This is a genomic window from Streptomyces corallincola (assembly GCF_019104725.1).
GTDB classification, from domain to species: domain Bacteria; phylum Actinomycetota; class Actinomycetes; order Streptomycetales; family Streptomycetaceae; genus Streptomyces; species Streptomyces corallincola.
Genome location: NZ_JAHRXF010000040.1, coordinates 21,804 through 40,980, shown reverse-complemented (window position 1 = coordinate 40,980; position 19,177 = coordinate 21,804). Strand labels below are relative to the sequence as shown.

The 19,177-nt window shown below is 73.8% G+C and carries 14 protein-coding genes; 7 read left to right on the top strand and 7 right to left on the bottom strand.

What is annotated here, in order from left to right:
- Window positions 1–184 precede the first annotated feature (184 nt).
- The 3 genes from KUM39_RS21935 to KUM39_RS21925 all read right to left on the bottom strand — a co-directional run bounded on the left by KUM39_RS21935 (window position 185) and on the right by KUM39_RS21925 (window position 7,460).
- Window positions 185–1,648, bottom strand: a complete 1,464-nt coding sequence (locus KUM39_RS21935; protein ID WP_217787454.1) for a glutamate synthase subunit beta — start codon at window positions 1,646–1,648, stop codon at window positions 185–187.
- Complete coding sequence (gltB, locus tag KUM39_RS21930) at window positions 1,641–6,239, bottom strand: glutamate synthase large subunit (RefSeq protein ID WP_217787453.1); 4,599 nt, start codon at window positions 6,237–6,239, stop codon at window positions 1,641–1,643. The genes KUM39_RS21935 and gltB overlap by 8 nt, the downstream gene beginning before the upstream one ends.
- Before the next feature lie 489 nt (window positions 6,240–6,728).
- Entirely contained in the window at window positions 6,729–7,460 is a 732-nt protein-coding gene (locus KUM39_RS21925; protein ID WP_217787452.1) for a VIT1/CCC1 transporter family protein, read from the bottom strand.
- A gap of 265 nt (window positions 7,461–7,725) precedes the next feature.
- On the opposite strand from KUM39_RS21925, the gene KUM39_RS21920 reads away from it, so the two are divergent.
- From KUM39_RS21920 to KUM39_RS21895, 7 genes are all read left to right on the top strand, one after another.
- Window positions 7,726–8,883, top strand: coding sequence for an ADP-ribosylglycohydrolase family protein (locus KUM39_RS21920; protein WP_217787451.1), 1,158 nt, complete (start codon window positions 7,726–7,728; stop codon window positions 8,881–8,883).
- Complete coding sequence (locus KUM39_RS21915; RefSeq protein ID WP_217787450.1) at window positions 8,880–9,992, top strand: ADP-ribosylglycohydrolase family protein; 1,113 nt, start codon at window positions 8,880–8,882, stop codon at window positions 9,990–9,992. The genes KUM39_RS21920 and KUM39_RS21915 overlap by 4 nt, the downstream gene beginning before the upstream one ends.
- 7 nt (window positions 9,993–9,999) lie before the next feature.
- Entirely contained in the window at window positions 10,000–11,220 is a 1,221-nt protein-coding gene (locus KUM39_RS21910; RefSeq protein ID WP_217787449.1) for an ADP-ribosylglycohydrolase family protein, read from the top strand.
- Window positions 11,208–12,584 (top strand): ADP-ribosylglycohydrolase family protein, encoded by a 1,377-nt coding sequence (locus tag KUM39_RS21905; protein ID WP_217787448.1) that lies wholly within the window; start codon window positions 11,208–11,210, stop codon window positions 12,582–12,584. The genes KUM39_RS21910 and KUM39_RS21905 overlap by 13 nt, the downstream gene beginning before the upstream one ends.
- Window positions 12,581–12,715 carry a hypothetical protein gene (locus KUM39_RS28610; protein ID WP_281425735.1) on the top strand — a complete coding sequence of 45 codons (135 nt, stop codon included), beginning with the start codon at window positions 12,581–12,583 and terminating at the stop codon, window positions 12,713–12,715. The genes KUM39_RS21905 and KUM39_RS28610 overlap by 4 nt, the downstream gene beginning before the upstream one ends.
- Window positions 12,716–12,834: 119 nt before the next feature.
- Complete coding sequence (locus KUM39_RS21900; protein ID WP_246620545.1) at window positions 12,835–14,001, top strand: CaiB/BaiF CoA transferase family protein; 1,167 nt, start codon at window positions 12,835–12,837, stop codon at window positions 13,999–14,001.
- Complete coding sequence (locus KUM39_RS21895) at window positions 13,998–14,846, top strand: HpcH/HpaI aldolase/citrate lyase family protein (protein WP_308288201.1); 849 nt, start codon at window positions 13,998–14,000, stop codon at window positions 14,844–14,846. The genes KUM39_RS21900 and KUM39_RS21895 overlap by 4 nt, the downstream gene beginning before the upstream one ends.
- Before the next feature lie 114 nt (window positions 14,847–14,960).
- Here KUM39_RS21895 and lgt read toward each other — a convergent pair whose 3' ends face one another.
- From lgt to trpB, 4 genes are all read right to left on the bottom strand, one after another.
- A complete protein-coding gene (gene lgt / locus KUM39_RS21890; RefSeq protein WP_217787447.1) occupies window positions 14,961–16,043 on the bottom strand; it encodes a prolipoprotein diacylglyceryl transferase in 1,083 nt (360 codons plus the stop codon).
- A 90-nt stretch (window positions 16,044–16,133) separates the two neighbouring features.
- Window positions 16,134–16,913 (bottom strand): DsbA family protein, encoded by a 780-nt coding sequence (locus tag KUM39_RS21885; RefSeq protein ID WP_217787446.1) that lies wholly within the window; start codon window positions 16,911–16,913, stop codon window positions 16,134–16,136.
- Between the two features lie 118 nt (window positions 16,914–17,031).
- The gene (gene trpA, locus KUM39_RS21880; RefSeq protein WP_217787445.1) at window positions 17,032–17,850 is read right to left on the bottom strand and encodes a tryptophan synthase subunit alpha; all 819 of its coding nucleotides are present in this window, start codon (window positions 17,848–17,850) and stop codon (window positions 17,032–17,034) included.
- The gene (trpB, locus tag KUM39_RS21875) at window positions 17,847–19,130 is read right to left on the bottom strand and encodes a tryptophan synthase subunit beta (protein WP_217787444.1); all 1,284 of its coding nucleotides are present in this window, start codon (window positions 19,128–19,130) and stop codon (window positions 17,847–17,849) included. The genes trpA and trpB overlap by 4 nt, the downstream gene beginning before the upstream one ends.
- Window positions 19,131–19,177: the final 47 nt, after the last annotated feature.

The window sequence follows — 19,177 nt, the reverse complement described above, 5'->3', positions numbered from 1 at the left end:
ATGGAGGCCCGGCACACGAGCGAGGTCCGGGACGCACCCCCTCCGAAACGCGCGGCGGCGCCTGCCCTCGGTCCGGTCGGGGACGTGAGGGGCAGACGCCGTCAGCTGGGTTCCGAGGGGTCGAGGACCTCTCGGGCGGCCCACCCGTACGCCGTTGTACGGGACGTTTCTGGTGCCGTCCGGGTCAGACCGCCAGGGAGCGGTCCGTCGGACGGATCGGTGCCGGCAGGTCGCTGGCACCGGTGAGGAAGCGATCGACGCCCTTGGCCGCCGAGCGGCCCTCCGCGATCGCCCACACGATGAGGGACTGGCCGCGACCGGCGTCACCGGCGACGTACACGCCCGGCACACTGGTCCGGAACTCGGCGTCGCGGGCGATGTTACCCCGCTCGTCCAGGTCCAGGCCGAACTGCTCCACCAGGCCGTTCTCCCGGTCGGTGCCGGTGAAGCCCATCGCCAGGGTGACGAGCTGGGCGGGTATGCGCCGCCCGCTGCCCTCCTTCTGGGTCAACTTGCCGTCCACGAAGGCGACTTCGGTGAGGTGCAGCCACTGCACGTTGCCGTCCTCGTCGCCCTCGAAGTGGGTGGTGGAGACGGAGTAGACCCGCTCGCCGCCCTCCTCGTGCGCGGAGGTCACCTTGTAGAGCAGGGGGAAGGTGGGCCAGGGCTGGTCCACCGGGTGCCGCTCGTCGTTGGGGCGGGGCATGATCTCCAGCTGGGTGACCGAGGCCGCGCCCTGCCGGTGCGCGGTGCCCACGCAGTCGGCGCCGGTGTCGCCGCCGCCGATGACGACGACGTGCTTGCCCTCGGCGGTGATGGGCGGGCTGACGAAGTCGCCCTCCTGCACCTTGTTGGAGAGCGGGAGGTACTCCATCGCCTGGTGGATGCCGTTCAGCTCGCGGCCCGGCACCGGCAGGTCGCGGGCGGTGGTGGCGCCCACGGCGAGGACCACCGCGTCGTACCGCTTCTTCAGGTCGCCCGCGGTGATGTCCCGGCCGACCTCGACACCGGTGCGGAAGCGGGTGCCCTCGGCGCGCATCTGCTCGATGCGCCGGTTGATGTGCCGCTTCTCCATCTTGAACTCGGGGATGCCGTAGCGGAGCAGTCCGCCGACGCGGTCGGCGCGCTCGTAGACGGCGACGGTGTGCCCGGCGCGGGTGAGCTGCTGGGCGGCGGCCAGGCCGGAGGGGCCGGAGCCGATCACGGCGACCGTCTTGCCGGACAGCCGCTCGGGGGCCTGCGGGGCGACGTCCCCGTCCTCCCACGCCTTGTCGATGATGGAGACCTCGACGTTCTTGATGGTGACCGGCGCCTGGTTGATGCCGAGCACGCACGCCGACTCGCAGGGCGCGGGGCACAGCCGCCCGGTGAACTCGGGGAAGTTGTTGGTGGCGTGCAGCCGCTCGGAGGCGGCGGCCCAGTCGCCTCGGTAGGCGTAGTCGTTCCACTCGGGGATGAGGTTCCCGAGCGGACAGCCGTTGTGGCAGAACGGGATGCCGCAGTCCATGCAGCGACCGGCCTGCTTGCCAATGATGGGGAGCAGGGAGCCGGGGACGTAGACCTCCTGGAAGTCCCCGACCCGCTCGGCGACCGGGCGGCTGCGCGCGACCTCGCGGCCGTGGTTGAGGAAACCCTTGGGGTCAGCCATTGATCGCCGCCTCCATCATCTTCTCGGTGATCTCGGTCTCGGGGAGACCGGCTCGCTCGGCGGCGTCCTTGGCGGCGAGCACTGCCTGGTAGGTGCTGGGGATGATCTTGCTGAAGCGGGTCACGGCGGTGTCCCAGTCCGCGAGCAGCTTGGCGGCGACGGTGGACCCGGTCTCCTCGGCGTGCCGCCGCACCACGTCGTGCAGCCACTGCCGGTCGGTGTCGTCCGGTTCCCCCACGGCGCCGAGGTTGCCCGCGTTGACGTGGTCCCGGTCGAGATCGACGACGTAGGCGATGCCGCCGGACATCCCGGCCGCGAAGTTGCGGCCGGTCGGGCCCAGGACGACGGCGTGGCCGCCGGTCATGTACTCGCAGCCGTGGTCGCCGACGCCCTCGGAGACGACGGTGGCGCCGGAGTTGCGCACGCAGAACCGCTCGCCGGTCCGGCCGCGCAGGAACAGCTCGCCGCCGGTGGCGCCGTAGCCGATGGTGTTGCCCGCGATGGTCGAGTACTCCGCGAGGTGGTCGGCGGCGCGGTCGGGGCGGACCACGATCCGGCCGCCGGACAGGCCCTTGCCGACGTAGTCGTTGGCGTCGCCCTCCAGGCGGAGGGTGACCCCGCGCGGCAGGAACGCGCCGAAGGACTGGCCCGCGGAGCCGGTGAAGGTGATGTCGATGGTGTCGTCGGGCAGTCCGGCGCCGCCGAACCTCCGGGTCACCTCGTGGCCGAGCATGGTGCCGACGGTGCGGTTGATGTTGCGGATGGCGACCTGGGCGCGGACCGGCTGGGCCTCGGTGGAGTCGGAGGCGGCGAGCGCGTCGGCGGCCAGCCTGATCAGCTCGTTGTCGAGCGCCTTCTCCAGGCCGTGGTCCTGCGGGACCTGCTGGTGGCGTACGGCGCCTCCGGGCAGGTCGGGCACGTGGAACAGCGGCTCCAGGTTGAGGCCCTGGGCCTTCCAGTGGGTGACGGCGCGGGCCACGTCGAGCACCTCGGCGTGGCCGACGGCCTCCTCGATGGTGCGGAAGCCGAGTTCGGCGAGGATTTCGCGGACCTCCTCGGCGATGAACCGGAAGAAGTTCACGATGTGCTCGGCCTTGCCCGCGTACCGCTCGCGCAGCACCGGGTTCTGGGTGGCGATGCCGACGGGGCAGGTGTCCAGGTGGCAGACGCGCATCATGACGCAGCCGGAGACGACGAGCGGCGCGGTGGCGAAGCCGAACTCCTCGGCGCCGAGCAGCGCGGCGACGACGACGTCCCGGCCGGTCTTGAGCTGGCCGTCGGTCTGGACGACGATCCGGTCGCGCAGCCCGTTGAGCAGCAGGGTCTGCTGGGTCTCGGCGAGTCCCAGCTCCCAGGGACCGCCCGCGTGCTTGAGCGAGGTCAGCGGGGAGGCTCCGGTGCCGCCGTCGTGGCCGGAGATCAGCACCACGTCCGCGTGTGCCTTGGAGACACCCGCCGCGACCGTGCCGACGCCGACCTCGGAGACCAGCTTCACGTGGATGCGGGCCGAGGGGTTGGCGTTCTTCAGGTCGTGGATGAGCTGGGCGAGGTCCTCGATGGAGTAGATGTCGTGGTGCGGGGGCGGGGAGATCAGGCCGACGCCGGGCGTGGAGTGCCGGGTCTTCGCCACCCACGGGTACACCTTGTGGCCGGGCAGCTGGCCGCCCTCGCCGGGCTTGGCGCCCTGGGCCATCTTGATCTGGATGTCGTCGGCGTTGACCAGGTACTCGCTGGTGACACCGAAGCGGCCGGACGCCACCTGCTTGATCGCGGAGCGGCGGGCGGGGTCGTAGAGCCGCTCGGGGTCCTCGCCGCCCTCGCCGGTGTTGGACTTGCCGCCGAGCTGGTTCATGGCGACGGCCAGCGTCTCGTGCGCCTCCTGGGAGATGGAGCCGTACGACATGGCGCCGGTGGAGAACCGCTTGACGATCTCGGAGACCGGCTCGACCTCGTCCACCGGGATCGGGGCGCGGTCGGAGGTGAACCCGAACAGGCCGCGCAGCGTCATCAGGCGCTCGGACTGCTCGTTCACCCGGTCGGTGTACTTCTTGAAGATGTCGTAGCGGCCGGAGCGCGCGGAGTGCTGGAGGCGGAAAACGGTCTCGGGGTCGAACAGGTGCGGCTCGCCCTCGCGGCGCCACTGGTACTCGCCGCCGATGTCCAGCGCGCGGTGCGCGGGGGCGATGCCGGAGGCGGGGTACGCCTTGGCGTGCCGGGCGGCGACCTCCTTGGCGACGACGTCGATGCCGACGCCGCCGATCTTGGTGGTGGTGCCGTTGAAGTACTCCTCGACGAACCGGTCGTCCAGGCCGACGGCCTCGAAGACCTGGGCGCCGCGGTAGGAGGCGACGGTGGAGATGCCCATCTTGGACATCACCTTCAGGACGCCCTTGCCGAGGGCGTGGATGAGGTTGCGGATGGCCTGCTCGGGCTCCAGGCCGCTGAGGAACGTACCGGCGCGCAGCAGGTCCTCGACGGACTCCATCGCCAGGTAGGGGTTGACGGCGGCGGCGCCGTAGCCGATGAGCAGCGCGACGTGGTGGACCTCGCGGACGTCGCCCGCCTCGACCAGCAGGCCCACGTGGGTGCGCTGCTTGGTGCGGATGAGGTGGTGGTGCACGGCGGCGGTGAGCAGCAGCGAGGGGATCGGGGCGTGCTCGGCGTCGGAGTGCCGGTCGGAGAGGACGATCAGCCGGGCGCCGTTGTCGATGGCGGCGTCGGCCTCGGCGCAGATCTCCTCGATGCGGGCGGCGAGGGAGTCGCCGCCGCCGGAGACCCGGTAGAGCCCGGAGAGGGTCGCGGCCTTGAAGCCGGGCATGTCGCCGTCGGCGTTGATGTGGATGAGCTTGGCCAGCTCGTCGTTGTCGATGACCGGGAAGGGCAGCACGACGGAACGGCAGGACGCGGCGGTCGGGTCGAGCAGGTTGCCCTGCGGGCCGAGCGCGCTGCGCAGGGAGGTGACGAGCTCCTCGCGGATGGCGTCCAGCGGCGGGTTGGTGACCTGCGCGAACAGCTGGGTGAAGTAGTCGAACAGCAGGCGCGGGCGGGAGGAGAGCGCGGCGATGGGCGAGTCGGTGCCCATCGAGCCGATCGGCTCACCGGCGGTCTTGGCCATCGGCGCGAGCAGGACGCGGAGCTCCTCCTCGGTGTAGCCGAAGGTCTGCTGGCGGCGGGTGACCGAGGCGTGGGTGTGCACGATGTGCTCGCGCTCGGGCAGGTCCTCCAGCTCGATCTCACCTGCCTCCAGCCACTCGGCGTACGGCTGCCCGGCGGCGAGGGACGCCTTGACCTCGTCGTCCTCGATGATGCGGTGCTCGGCGGTGTCCACCAGGAACATCCGGCCGGGCTGGAGGCGGCCCTTGCGGACGACGCGGGCGGGGTCGATGTCGAGGACGCCGACCTCGGAGCCGAGGACGACCAGGCCCTCGTCGGTGACCCAGTAGCGGCCGGGGCGCAGGCCGTTGCGGTCGAGTACGGCGCCGACCTGGACGCCGTCGGTGAAGGTGACGCAGGCCGGGCCGTCCCAGGGCTCCATCATCGTGGAGTGGTACTGGTAGAACGCGCGGCGGGCGGGGTCCATCGAGTCGTGGTTCTCCCACGCCTCCGGGATCATCATCAGCACCGCGTGCGGCAGCGAGCGCCCGCCGAGGTGCAGCAGCTCCAGGACCTCGTCGAAGGAGGCGGAGTCGGAGGCGCCGGGGGTGCAGACCGGGAAGGTGCGGGTGACGGCGTCCGGCGCGGTGCCCAGCAGGTCGGAGGCGAGCTGGGACTCGCGGGCGCGCATCCAGTTGCGGTTGCCCTGCACGGTGTTGATCTCGCCGTTGTGCGCGACGAACCGGTACGGGTGGGCGAGCGGCCAGGACGGGAAGGTGTTCGTGGAGAACCGGGAGTGCACGAGCGCGATCGCGGAGGCGAAGCGGCGGTCGGACAGGTCCGGGAAGAAGGGTTCGAGCTGGCCGGTGGTCAGCATGCCCTTGTAGACGATGGTCCGCGCGGACAGCGAGGGGAAGTACACCCCGGCCTCGCGCTCGGCGCGCTTGCGCAGCACGAAGGCGCGGCGGTCGAGGTCGATGCCCTCCAGGTCGCCGTCGGCGACGAAGATCTGCCGGAAGGCGGGCATCGTGGAGCGGGCGGTCGCGCCGAGCAGTTCGGGGGCGACGGGCACCTCGCGCCAGCCGAGGACGGTCAGGCCCTCGTCGGCCGCGATCGTCTCGATGCGTGAGACGGCGTCGTCGGTGGCGTCCTCCGGCAGGAAGGCGATGCCCACCGCGTACCGGCCCGCCTCGGGAAGGTCGAATCCGGCCACGTCGCGGAAGAAGGCGTCGGGCACCTGGGAGAGCAGTCCGGCGCCGTCGCCGGAGTCGGGCTCGGAACCGGTGGCGCCGCGGTGTTCGAGGTTGCGCAGAACGGTCAGCGCCTGCTCGACCAGCGCGTGGCTCGCCTCGCCGGTGAGGGTGGCCACGAAGCCGACGCCACAGGCGTCGTGCTCGTTGCGGGGGTCGTACATACCCTGCGCGGCAGGGCGAGCATCCATGTACGACCAGTTCTGGCCGTTCGTGGAGTGCTGGGACGGCTGGCGCGTCGTACGCATCGGCTCTCCCGTCGTCGTCATCTGGCTGGAGGTCCCCCCACCAGGCCGATTTTCGGTCCCGGCTCGGGAGGAGCGGGTGCCGAGGGACGACGTTGGCCCTCTGCGAGCGGTGCGCGGACGCACCTGGAGTGCAAAATTTCGTGCAGGTTACATGATGGGGCGGTTCTCGGGAAGTGGATTCCGCGTTCCAGCATGCGGACACAACGGGTCGCGGCGGGGGGCCGCGGGTGGCGGCGGGGACCGTGCGCGGACGGCGGGGGTACGGGGACCACAGGGGACTACGGATGGCTCGCGGGAGGCGGGGACCGGTCGGGTCCATGTCCTGGAACCGGGGGCGGGAGGGGCTTCGTCGCCCGCCCCGCGCAGGGGTGCCGGGGGCGTCGTTGCCCGCGGTGTCTACGGCTCATGCCCCGTGGTCACATATTCGAAACCCACGAGTAACAGCCGTCGGCGCGGCTCACCGCACGACGGCGGGAGAGGGCGCGACGGTCATCGTACGACCGTACCGAACAGGGTGCCCAGGGCATAGGTCACACCGGCCGCCGCACCGCCCAGCGCGAGCTGGCGCAGGCCGCTGTACCACCAGCTCCGCGCGGTGACGCGGGCGACGACCGCGCCGCAGCCGAAGAGTCCGGCGAGCGCCAGCAGCAGGGCGGGCCACAGAGCGGTGGCGCCGAGCAGGAACGGCAGCAGGGGCAGCAGCGCGCCCAGCGCGAACGAGGCGAACGACGAGACGGCCGCGACCAGCGGGGACGGCAGGTCGCCGGGGTCGATGCCCAGTTCCTCGCGCGCGTGTATCTCCAGCGCCTGCTCGGGGTCGCGGGAGAGCTGCCGGGCGACCTCGCGGGCCAGCTCCGGCTCGACCCCGCGCGCCGCGTACAGCTCGGCCAGCTCGCGCTCCTCGTCCAGCGGGTGCTTGCGCAGCTCGCGCCGCTCCACGGCGAGTTCGGCCTCGACGAGTTCACGCTGCGAGGCGACCGAGGTGTACTCCCCCGCCGCCATCGAGAAGGCACCGGCGGCGAGCCCCGCGAGACCGGTGATGACGATCGTCTGGTGGCCCACGGAACCGCCCGCGACACCGGTCATCAGGGCGAGGTTGGAGACCAGGCCGTCCATCGCGCCGAACACGGCGGGGCGCAGCCAGCCGCCGTTGACGTCCCGGTGGGTGTGGTTGTCCCGGTGCGCCTCGTGCAGTGTCGCCTCGGTCTCGATGATGGCCACGGCAGTCTCCCAGCAAGCTAAGCCAAAGCTAAGTTTGGATTCGTTCTACTTTTTTACAACCCCGAATGTACGCCGCTCATTCCCCCGCCGCCAGCAAGGAAAGGCTGGGCTTACCTGCGGCTATCACCCTCCGTGCTCAGATGTGAGGAGTACGGGCTCGGATGCCGGATGAGTGACAGAGGGGCCCGCCAGGCAACGTGGGCGCCCGCCAGGGGGGAGGAATGCGCAGCGACATCCCGTGCCGTCCCCGCGAAGGAGGCCGCTCATGGCACCGCCCGCCCCCGTCCCGACGGCCCATGTCCACCCCGAGGGCAGGGCCGAACCCGGCGCGGTGTCCGGCCCGGGTCCGCGCGAACGGGCGCGCGGCGCGCTGCTCGGGCTCGCCGTCGGGGACGCGCTGGGCGCCCCCGCCGAGAATCTCCGGCCCTCCGAGATCCGCGCCCGCTGGGGCCGGATCACTGGGTACGTCAGCGAGCGGCCGTGCGGCACCGACGACACCGAGTACGCGATCTTCTCCGGGCTGCTGCTCGCCCGGCACGGCGCGGACCTCACCCCGGCGCTGGTCGGAGAAGCCTGGCAGGAGCACATCGCGGGCCGGGGCGAGGGCCGCTTCCGGGGTGCCGGGTTCAGCGAGCGCGGCACCCTGGAGAACCTGCGGCGGGGTCTCGCCGCCCCCGTCTCCGCCCAGCACCGGCACGCCTGGAGCGACGGGCTGGCGATGCGCGCGGCACCCTTCGGGATCTTCGCGGCGGGCCGCCCCGCCGAGGCGGCGCGGCTGGCGGAGATCGACGGCTCGGTCAGCCACGAGGGCGAGGGCATCCACGGCGGCCGGGCGGTCGCGGCGGGCGTCGCGGCGGCGATGGCGGGCGCCTCCCCCGGCGCGGTCGTCGCCGCCGCCCTCTCCGTGATCCCCGAGGACTCCTGGACCGCCCGTTCCCTGCGCCGTGCCGTCGCCGTCGCCCACCTCGGCGAACGCGCCATCCGCTCCACCGTCGTCGTCCCCGGCTACCCCTGGACCGACCTCGCCCCCGAAGCCGTCGCCCTCGCCTTCGCCGCCTACGCCTCAGCCGACGGGGAGTTCCGCCCGGCCGTCCTCACGGCGGTCAACATGGGGCGCGACGCGGACACGACGGCGGCGGTGGCGGGAGCGCTGGCGGGGGCCACCGGGGGTGTCGGCGCGATCCCGGCGGAGTGGGGCGCGGCCATCGGCCCGGCCCGGGGGAGCTGCCTGCGGTGCGTCGGGGGGCGGCATGTGGTCGAGGTGGCGGATCTGCTGGTGGGGCGGGGCGCCCGGCCGACAGCTCCGGGCGGGGAGTGCGAGGAAGGCGCCGCTCAGGCAGGGGCGGCGCGGACCGTCCGGCCGACGGTGCCGGACAACGGGTGGGCAGGGGCCGTGCGGCCGGACGGCGAGCGGACGCGATGAGGCGGCGCAGGACCGAGGGGATGCTGCTGGGGCTGGCGGCCGGGGACGCCGCGGGGTGGCCCGCCGCCCGGCACCGCGCGGCCAGGCTGCCGGACTGGACACGGCGACTCACCAGGGAGCTGGACACCTTCGCGGAGGAGAACGCGACGACGACACTCCCCGTGCCGGTGGCCCTGAACCAGTGCCCCGCACCGCTCCGCCTGGGCCCCTCCGACGACGCGGAGTGGGCGGCGTTCACCGCGGAGGCCGTCCTGCTGGCCGGGACCCCCTTCGCGGGCGAGAATCACGACCGCCGCCTGCGCGCGGCCATCGACCTGACGTGGACCACCCTCGCCGCCGAGATCGCCGCCGCCGCGGCCCGCGCCCCGGAGATCGAGTCCGCCGTACTGCCGCTGCGCGCCCGGATCTCGGTCCGCAGCGGCCTCGGCAACCTCGCCGCGGGACTGCGCCCGCCCGCCACCGGCCACGACAACCCGCACCACTTCGACGACGCCGCCTGCGTCCGCGCCTGCGTCCTCGCGGCGGCCCACCCCGGCGACCCCGAACAGGCCGCCGGACTCGCGGAGTTCGACGCCCGCTACACCCAGGACGGCGACGGCGTCCTCGGTGCCCGCGCGATGGCGGCGGCACTCAGCCTCGCCCTGGCCGGGATGGAGACGGACACCTGCGTCACGGCGGCCCTCGCGGAACTCCCGGCGCACACCGAGATCGGCCGCAACACCCGCCACGCGCTGGCCCTCGCGGAGTCGGCGGAGTCGGCGTTCGCCCTGGTCCCCGCGCTGGAGCACGGCATCGTGGACCACGTCTACAGCTACGGCGTGGCCGCCGCCGAGACGGTACCCGTGGCCCTCGCCCTGGCCACCGCCGCACGCGGCCGGATCGCGGAGGCGGTCCCGGCGGCCGTGTGCCTGTCCCGGATCGCGGACTCCGCACCCGCGCTCACCGGCGCGCTGACCGGCGCCCTCGGCGGCGCCGACGCCGTACCCGGGCCGTGGCGGGACGCCTGCCGGGTGCTGCCGGGCTGCGCGCTCCCCCGCCTGACCGGCACCGATCTGGTCGAACTCGCCGCACTGCTGGAAGCCGCCCGACCGCCCCGCACTGGAGGATGATCCGGACATGACGCCCGAAACAACACGCGGCTGGGCCTCCCCTGAGCCGGGTCTCGACGCCCGCTTCGCCGCCGCCCTGGCCGGTGCCGCCGTCGGAGACGCCCTCGGCGGCCCGGTCGAGGGCTGGTCCCCCGAGCAGATCGCCGCACGCCACGGCGGCCGGGTGCACGGCATCGTCGGCCCCTGGCACGGCGACGACTGGCGCACCGCCCGCCCGATCGCGCCGTACCACAAGGGTGACGGACACGTCACCGACGACACCCTGATGACCCACGCCCTGGTCCGCGTCTACGCCCGGGTCCGCGACCACCTGGACGCGTACGCCGTGGCGGACCACCTCGTGCCCGACCTGATGACCGAGCCGCGCTGGATTCCCGAGCTGGAGGCGGAGGCGCTGCCGCTCCAGCGGATCTTCCTCGCCGAGAAGTGGCTGGTGGCCCGCCTGGCGTACGGCCACGTGGACCCGAGGGAGGCGGGCAGCGGCAACATCGTGAACTGCGGCGCCGCGATGTACATGGCTCCGGTCGGCCTGGTCAACGCGGGCAACCCGGCGGGCGCGTACGCCGAGGCCCTGGACGTCTCCGGCGCGCACCAGTCGTCGTACGGCCGCGAGGCCGCCGGGGTCTTCGCCGCCGCCGTGGCCGCCGCCGCCACCCCCGGCGCCACCCCGGAGTCCGTGGTCGCCGCCTGTCTGGCCCTCGCCAAGGACGGCACCCGCACGGCCGTGGAGCGGGTCTGCGAGACGGCCGTACGGTACGACGACGTGGAGTCGGCGCTGGTCCCGCTGCGGGAGGCGGTCGCGCCGTACGACACGGTCGGCCCCGACTACCGGGCGCCCTCGCTCGGTGCCCGGCGCCCCTCGCGGCTGCACTCCATCGAGGAACTCCCCGTGGCGCTCGGCATGTTGCTGGTCGCGGGCGGCGACTACCGGCAGGCGGTGCTCGGCTCGGTCAACTACGGCCGCGACTGCGACTCCATCGCCACGATGGCCGGAGCGCTCGCGGGCGCCCTCGGCTCCCCGCCGCCCGAGGAGTGGACGACGGCCGTGGCGGAGGCCAGCCGCCTGGACCTGGAGGCACCGGCCCGTACACTCGCCGCCGTCGCGCGGGAGGTGTTCGCGCGGGACACCGCCCGCCGCCGTACCCACGAGGACGCCTTCGCCCGCCTGGACCCGCGCGCGGACGCCACCGCCCCCGCCGCCACGGGAGGCGTGCCGTGCTGCGGCTGACCTGGGTGCAGCCCGAGGACCTCGTCGGGCACGAGATCCGGCAGGCCCGGCTCGACGGGCGCGAACCGTCCCGTATCGAGGCGCGCTGGCGCGCGGCCGGGGGCCTGGACGCGCCCCCGCGCGCCGGTGCCTCCCCCGAACGCGCCTCGCGCTATCTGCGGCTGCTGGCCGAGGACCTGCTCGACGAACTGGCCGACCTGCCCAGCGTGCTGGCCGACGAGGAACCCACCGACCTCGGCGCGATCCGCGCCCGCTGCCCCGACTGGCCCCGCCCGCCCGCCCCGGCGTCGCCCCTCCCCGCCGACGACGCCGTCCGCGCCCTGGAGGCCGCCTGGCTGGGCCGCGCCATCGGCTGCCTGCTCGGCAAACCGGTCGAGAAACTCCCGCTGGACGGCGTCCGCTCCCTGGCCCGCGCCACCGGCAACTGGCCGCCCACCGCCTACTTCACCGCGCGCGGTGTCCCCGCCGGGCTCCTCGCCCGGTACCCCTGGAACCGCCGCTCGGCCGGGACCTCGCTCGCCGAGAACATCGACGGCATGCCCCACGACGACGACCTCGACTACCCCCTGCTGAACCTGCTGCTGCTCCGGCGCCACGGCCACGAGTTCAGCACCCTCGACGTCGCCCGGCTCTGGCTGGACGAACTCTCCCCCGGCCGCGCCTTCACCGCCGAGCGCGTCGCCCTGCGCAACCTGCTCTCCGGGGTGGAGCCCCCGCACACCGCCCGGCACCGCAACCCGTTCCGCGAGTGGATCGGCGCCCTGATCCGGGCCGACGTGCACGGCTGGACCCACCCCGGCGACCCGGCCGCGGCCGCCGCGCAGGCCCACCGGGACGCGGTGCTCACGCACACCGCGAACGGCGTCTACGCGGCCATGTTCACCGCCGCCGTGCTCGCGGCGGCGGCCGGTGGCGAACGGGACGTGCACGCCTGTCTGCGCACCGGCCGCGCGGTCGTCCCGCCCCGCTCCCGGCTGGGCCTCGCCGTCGATCACGCCGTCCGGCTGGCCGGTGCGCACGCCGACTTCGACACCGTCGTGGACGAACTGCACGCCGTGTACGGGCCCGGCCACCACTGGGTGCACGCCATTCCCAACACCGCGCTGATCGCCGCCGCCCTGACCCACGCGGACGGCGACTTCACCGGTTCCGTCGGCCGGGCCGTGGCGGGCGGCTTCGACACCGACTCGGCCGGGGCCACCGCCGGAAGCGTCGCCGGACTGCTCGCGGGCGACCCCGAGGCGCTGCCCGACCATCTGCGGGCCCCGCTGAAGAACCGGCTCACCACCACGGTCGCCGACTTCGACGGCACCGGCTTCGACGCCCTCGCCCACCTCACGCACCTGGAGGCGACCCGCCCATGACCCACCTCGCCGTCCTCGGCAGCACCAGCACGGACCCCGTCGCGTACGTCCGGAAGGCACCGCGGCGCGGCGGGACGGTCGCTGCGGCGATGCCGTTCCGCGCCGGTATCCAGGCCCGGTGCACCGCGTGAGCGCCCCCGCGGCGACCGGCGGCGACACGGCCGGGACCGACGGCACGACCGGTGCGGACGGCGCGGTCGGCACGGACGGCGCGGGCGGGGCCCCGGCGGGGTTCGGCTCGCTCGACGGGCTGCGCGTGCTGGACCTGGCGACCCTGTTCGCCGGGCCGATGGCGGCCACCCTGCTCGGGGACTTCGGTGCCGACGTGATCAAGGTGGAGCACCCGCTGCGGCCCGACCCGTCGCGCGGGCACGGCCCGGCCAAGCACGGGGTCGGGCTGTGGTGGAAGGTGCTCGGCCGCAACAAGCGGGCCGTCACCCTGGACCTGTCCAAGCCGGGCGGCCGGGCGGCGCTGCTGCGGCTCGCCGCGACGGCCGACGTGGTGGTGGAGAACTTCCGGCCCGGCACGCTGGAGAAGTGGGGCCTGGGCTGGGCCGAGCTGTCCGCCGTCAACCCCCGGCTGGTGCTCGCGCGGGTCACCGCCTTCGGGCAGCACGGCCCGTACGCGCACCGGCCCGGCTTCGGCACGCTGGCCGAGGCGATGAGCGGCTTCGCCGCCCTCACCGGCGAGCCGGAGTCCCCGCCCACGCTCCCCCCGTTCGGTCTCGCCGACTCCATCACCGGTCTGGCCACCGCGTACGCCGTGCTGACCGCGCTGGCCGCCCGCGACCGCACCGGTGCCGGGCAGGTCGTGGACATGGCCATCATCGAGCCGATGCTCGCGGTGCTCGGCCCGCACGCCACCTGGTACGACCAGCTGCACCACGTCCAGGAGCGCACCGGCAACCGCTCGGCCAACAACGCGCCCCGCAACACGTACCGCACCGCCGACGGCCACTGGGTCGCGGTCTCCACCTCGGCCCAGTCGGTGGCGGAACGGGTGATGCGGCTGGTGGGCCGCCCGGAGCTGATCGAGGAGCCCTGGTTCGCCACCGGCGCCGACCGCGCGGCCCACGCCGACGTGCTGGACGCGGCCGTCGGCTCGTGGATCGCGGAGCGCGACCGCGCGGAGGTGCTGACCGCCTTCGAGAAGGCGGAGGCCGCCGTCGCCCCGGTCCAGGACGTACGGGACGTGCTGGCCGACCCGCAGTACCAGGCGCTGGACACGGTCACCACCGTCTCCGACCCGGAACTGGGCCCGCTCCGCATGCAGAACGTGCTGTTCCGGCTCTCCGCCACCCCCGGCGCGATCCGCTGGACCGGTCGGCGGCACGGCGCGGACACCGAGGCGGTGCTGACCGAGCTGGGCCTGACCCCGGACGAGCTGCGCGCCCTGCGCGAGGAGGGCGCCGCGTGACCGGCACCCCGCTGCCCCCGCCCCATCCGAGGAGCACCCCGCTGACCTGGCTCTATGTGCCCGGTGACCGCCCGCAGGTGGTGACCGGGGCGCTCGCGGCCGGAGCCGACGTGGTGGTGGTCGATCTGGAGGACGCGGTCGCCCCGGACCGCAAGGAGTACGCCCGTGCGGCCACGGTGGAGCGCCTCGCGGACCCGCAGCCGGTCACCGTGCACGTCCGGGTCAACGCGCTGGACACCGGCTGGGCCGCCGCCGATCTCGCCGCGCTGGCCGGGCTGCCGGGGCTGTCGGGGCTGCGGCTGCCGAAGGTGAGCGTCCCGGAGCAGGTGACGCGGGCCGCCGGGGCGGCCGGGGAGTCGCTGCCGCTGTGGGCGCTGATCGAGTCCGCGCTCGGCGTCGAGCACGCCTACCGCATCGCCACCGCCCACCCCGCGCTGCGCGGTGTCTCGCTGGGCGAGGCGGACCTGCGGGCCGACCTCGGAGTCCGGGACGACGCCGGTCTGGACTGGCCGCGCTCCCGGCTGGTGGTCGCCGCCCGCGCCGCCGGGCTGGCCCCGCCGCCGCAGTCGGTGCATCCCGACATCCGCGACCTGGACGGGCTCGCCGCGTCGTGCGCCCGGGGCCGCGCGCTGGGCTTCCTGGGGCGGGCCGCGATCCATCCCCGGCAGCTTCCGGTGATCGAGCGGGCGTATCTGCCGACCCCGGCGGAGATCGAGGAGGCGGAGACGGTGGTGAAGGCGGCGGCGCTCACCGAGGGCGCGCAGGCGCTGCCGGACGGCCGGTTCATCGACGCGGCCGTGGTGGCGGCGGCCCGCAGGACCCTGTCGGCCGCGCACCGGCCCTGAACCGGGCGGGGCGCGGGGCGGACACGGCGAAGGGCGCCCGGATCGGATCCGGGCGCCCTTCGTGCCGTACGGCGGGTGCTGCGTGCCGTGGGCGATGTGCCGTGGAGTGACGGGTCAGCCGCTCTTGCCGGCCGATCCGGCGCCGTTCTGCACGGAGGGGTCGGGGGTGGTGCTGTCGGTGCTCTTGGGGGGCTGGGCCGCCGCAGCGGCCGGGTCCGGCTTCGTCCCGCCGTCCGCCGCATCCGGCTTCCCGGCCTCGGTCCCGGCCTGGGGCTCGTCGCCCGCCGCACCGGCCTTGTCCGCCGCGCCCGCCGTGTCCGCCGTGTCCGCCGGGGACCCGTCCGGCGTGCCGGGCGCCTCCGCCGCCGCCCGCTCCTCCGCCGCACCCGGCTCGACCACGGCCTCACGGCCGGGCCGCTTCTTCGCGGAGAGCACGAAGAAGAACACCGCGAGCAGGAAGACGATCAGCGCGGTCCAGTCGTTGAGGCGCAGGCCCAGGATGTGGTGGGCGTCGTCCACCCGCATGTACTCGATCCAGCCCCGGCCCACGCAGTACGACGCGACGTAGAGCGCGAAGGCACGGCCGTGGCCCAGGGTGAAGCGGCGGTCGGCCCACATCACCAGGAAGGCCACCCCGATGCACCACAGCGACTCGTAGAGGAACGTCGGGTGGTAGTAGCCGGGGACCCGGCCGCCCTCGGAGGAGGTGATGTGCAGCGCCCACGGGAGGTGCGTCTCGCGGCCGTACAGCTCCTGGTTGAACCAGTTGCCCCAGCGACCGGCCGCCTGGGCGAGCGCGATGCCGGGGGCGATGGCGTCCGCGTAGGCGGGCAGCGGGACGCCCCGGCGGCGGGCGCCGATCCAGGCGCCGACGGCACCGAGCGCGACGGCGCCCCAGATGCCGAGGCCGCCCTGCCACACCTTGAAGGCGTCCACCCAGTCGCGGCCCGGCGTGAAGTACAGCTCGTAGTCCGTGATCACGTGGTACAGCCGACCGCCGACCAGGCCGAACGGTACGGCCCAGACCGCGATGTCGGCGACGGTGCCGGAGCGGCCGCCCCGCGCGATCCAGCGCTTGTTGCCGAGCCAGACGGCGATGAAGACGCCGATGATGATGCAGAACGCGTAACCGCGCAGCGGAATGGGGCCGAGGTGGATGACCCCGCGCGACGGGCTGGGAATGTAGGCAAGTTCCATGGCAGGTCCGACGCTACCGTGCCGGGCCGCCCGGACGACGGGCGGCCCGGCAACGGGTACGTAACGGGACGGCGAGGATTCCTTGCCCTCTTACCCCTGGTCGGCCTGCTCGACCATCTGCTTCAGCTTCTGCGGGGTCAGCGTCTGGTCCTGGTAGATGTTCTTGCCGTTGAAGATCACCGAGGGCGTGCCGGTGAACCCGCTCCCGGCGAAGGCCTGCTGCGACTTGTTCACCCAGCTGTCGTGGGTGCCGTCGTTGACGCACGCGCGGAACTTCGGGGTGTCCAGGCCGGGCACCTTCCCGGCGAGCTGGATCAGCCGGGCGTTGTCCGCGTAGGCGTCGTCGGTCTCCTCGGGCTGGTTCTCGTACAGCGTGTCGTGGTAGTCGCGGAACTTCCCCGCGTCCTGGGCGCAGGCGGCGGCGTTGGCGGCGCGCAGCGAGCCGGTGCCGCCGAGGTTGCCGTCGATGAGCCGGACGAGGTGGTACTCGACGCGGAGCTTGCCCGCGTCCTCCAGTTTGTGCAGCGTCGGGCGGTACTGCTGCTCGAAGCCCTTGCAGGCCGGGCAGCGGAAGTCCTCCCAGACGGTGAGCGTGGCCTTCGCGCCGTCCTTGCCGACGGGGATGGCCAGGGCGTCCTTGCCCTGGGCGCCGGAGGGTGCCACGACCGGACCGGCCTTGCTGCTCGTCCCCTTGTCCTTTCCGGCGTTGGCGGCGACCACGCCGATCACCGCCGCGAGACCGAGGACGCAGACGACGCTCCCGCCGACGACCAGCGTCCTGCGCCGCTTGTCCGCGGACTTCTGCTTCTCGCGCTCGACCGCCATACGCTCTCGTGCGGTGCGCTTTCCGTCACGGTTCTTCTCGCTCACACCCCCAGAACGAACCGGGGAGGCGCAGTGCGCCTCCCCGGTCCGATATCCACCCGTTCGAGTGAGCGGGCCCGCCGCGCCGCCGGGCGGGCGGGAGTCGCCTAACGGGCCCCGGCCGTCAGGTGCGGGCGCGGACCCCCCGGGCCAGTTCCCCGGCCAGTTCCCGGACCGCCGCCAGGCCGGTGGCGTGGTCGGGCGCGTCCAGCATCCGCTTGACGAACGCCGAGCCGACGATCACGCCGTCCGCGAATCCGGCCACCTCGGCGGCCTGCGTCGCGTCGGACACGCCGAGGCCGACACAGACCGGCAGCGGGGTGCCGGTGTTCCGGGTGCGCCCCACGAGTTCCTTCGCCTGCGCGCCGACGGACGCGCGGGTGCCGGTGACACCCATCAGGGAGGCCGCGTAGACGAAGCCGCTGCCCGCGGCCGTGATCTCCGCGAGCCGGGCGTCCCGGCTGCTGGGCGCGACGACGAACACGGTGGCCAGGCCGTGCTTCTCGGCGTGCTCGCGCCACAGCCCGGACTCCTGCACGGGCAGGTCGGGCAGGATGCAGCCCGCGCCGCCCGCCTCGGCCAGCTCGGCGGTGAACCGCTCGACGCCGTACCGGTCGATCGGGTTCCAGTACGTCATGACGAGCACCGGCTTGCCGGTCGCCGCGTGGCCCTCGCGGACCGTGCGCATCACGTCGGCGATACGGACGCCGCCGCGCAGCGCGATGTCGTCGGCGGTCTGGATGACCGGGCCGTCGAGGACCGGGTCGCTGTGCGGCAGCCCGACCTCGACCACGTCGGCGCCGCCGTCGAAGACGGCCTTCACGGCGTCGATGCCGCCGTCCACGGTGGGGAAGCCCGCCGGGAGGTAGGCGATCAGCGCGGACCGGCCCTCGGCCTTCGCGGCGGCGAGGGTGTCGGACAGAAGCTGGATGTTGCCGCTCACTTGGCGTCCTCCTCGATCTCGGCGGTGTCGGTCTCGTCGGCGGCCACCTCGGCGTCGGTGTCGTACAGGCCGAAGTAGCGGGCGGCGGTGTCCATGTCCTTGTCGCCGCGCCCGGAGAGGTTGACGACGATCAGCCCGTCCGGGCCGAGTTCCCGGCCGACCTCCAGCGCCCCGGCCAGCGCGTGCGCGCTCTCGATGGCCGGGATGATGCCCTCGGTGCGGGACAGCAGGCGCAGCGCCCGCATCGCCTGGTCGTCGGTGACGGCCCGGTACTCGCCGCGCCCGCTGTCGCGCAGATACGCGTGCTCGGGGCCGACGCCCGGGTAGTCCAGGCCCGCCGAGATGGAGTACGGCTCGGTGATCTGGCCCTCGTCGTCCTGGAGGACGTACGACCGCGAGCCGTGCAGGATGCCGGGCTCGCCCGCCGTCAGGGTGGCCGCGTGCTCGCCGGTGTGCACACCGTGCCCGGCGGGCTCGCAGCCGATCAGGCGGACACCGTCGTCGGGGATGAACGCGTGGAACAGGCCGATGGCGTTGGAACCGCCGCCCACGCAGGCCACGGCCGCGTCCGGCAGCCGTCCGGCGCGCTCCAGGATCTGGCGGCGGGCCTCGACGCCGATCACCCGGTGGAAGTCGCGGACCATCGCCGGGAACGGGTGCGGACCCGCGACCGTGCCGAACAGGTAGTGCGTACGGTCCACGTTGGCGACCCAGTCGCGGAACGCCTCGTTGATGGCGTCCTTCAGGGTGCGGCTGCCGGACTTCACGGCGACGACCTCGGCGCCGAGCATCCGCATCCGGGCCACGTTGAGCGCCTGGCGCTCGGTGTCGATCTCGCCCATGTAGATCGTGCAGTCCAGGCCGAACAGGGCGCACGCGGTGGCGGTGGCGACGCCGTGCTGTCCGGCGCCGGTCTCCGCGATGACGCGGGTCTTGCCCATGCGCCTGGTCAGCAGCGCCTGGCCCAGTACGTTGTTGATCTTGTGCGAACCGGTGTGGTTCAGGTCCTCGCGCTTGAGGAAGACGCGGGCGCCTCCGGCGTGTTCCGCGAAGCGGGGGACCTCGGTGAGGGAGCTGGGGCGGCCGGTGTAGTTGACCAGGAGGTCTTCCAGCTCTCGGGCGAACTCCGGGTCGTGCTTGGCCTTGTCGTACTCGACGGCGACCTCGTCCACGGCGGCGACCAGGGCCTCCGGGATGAACTTGCCGCCGAACGCGCCGAAGTAGCCCTGGGGGGTGGGGACTTGGCCCGCCGGGTCGGGGATGAAGAAATCGCTGGGCATGCGGGTACCTCACGGGGTCTGGGTGGGTTCAGGGTGCCGTGGGGGCG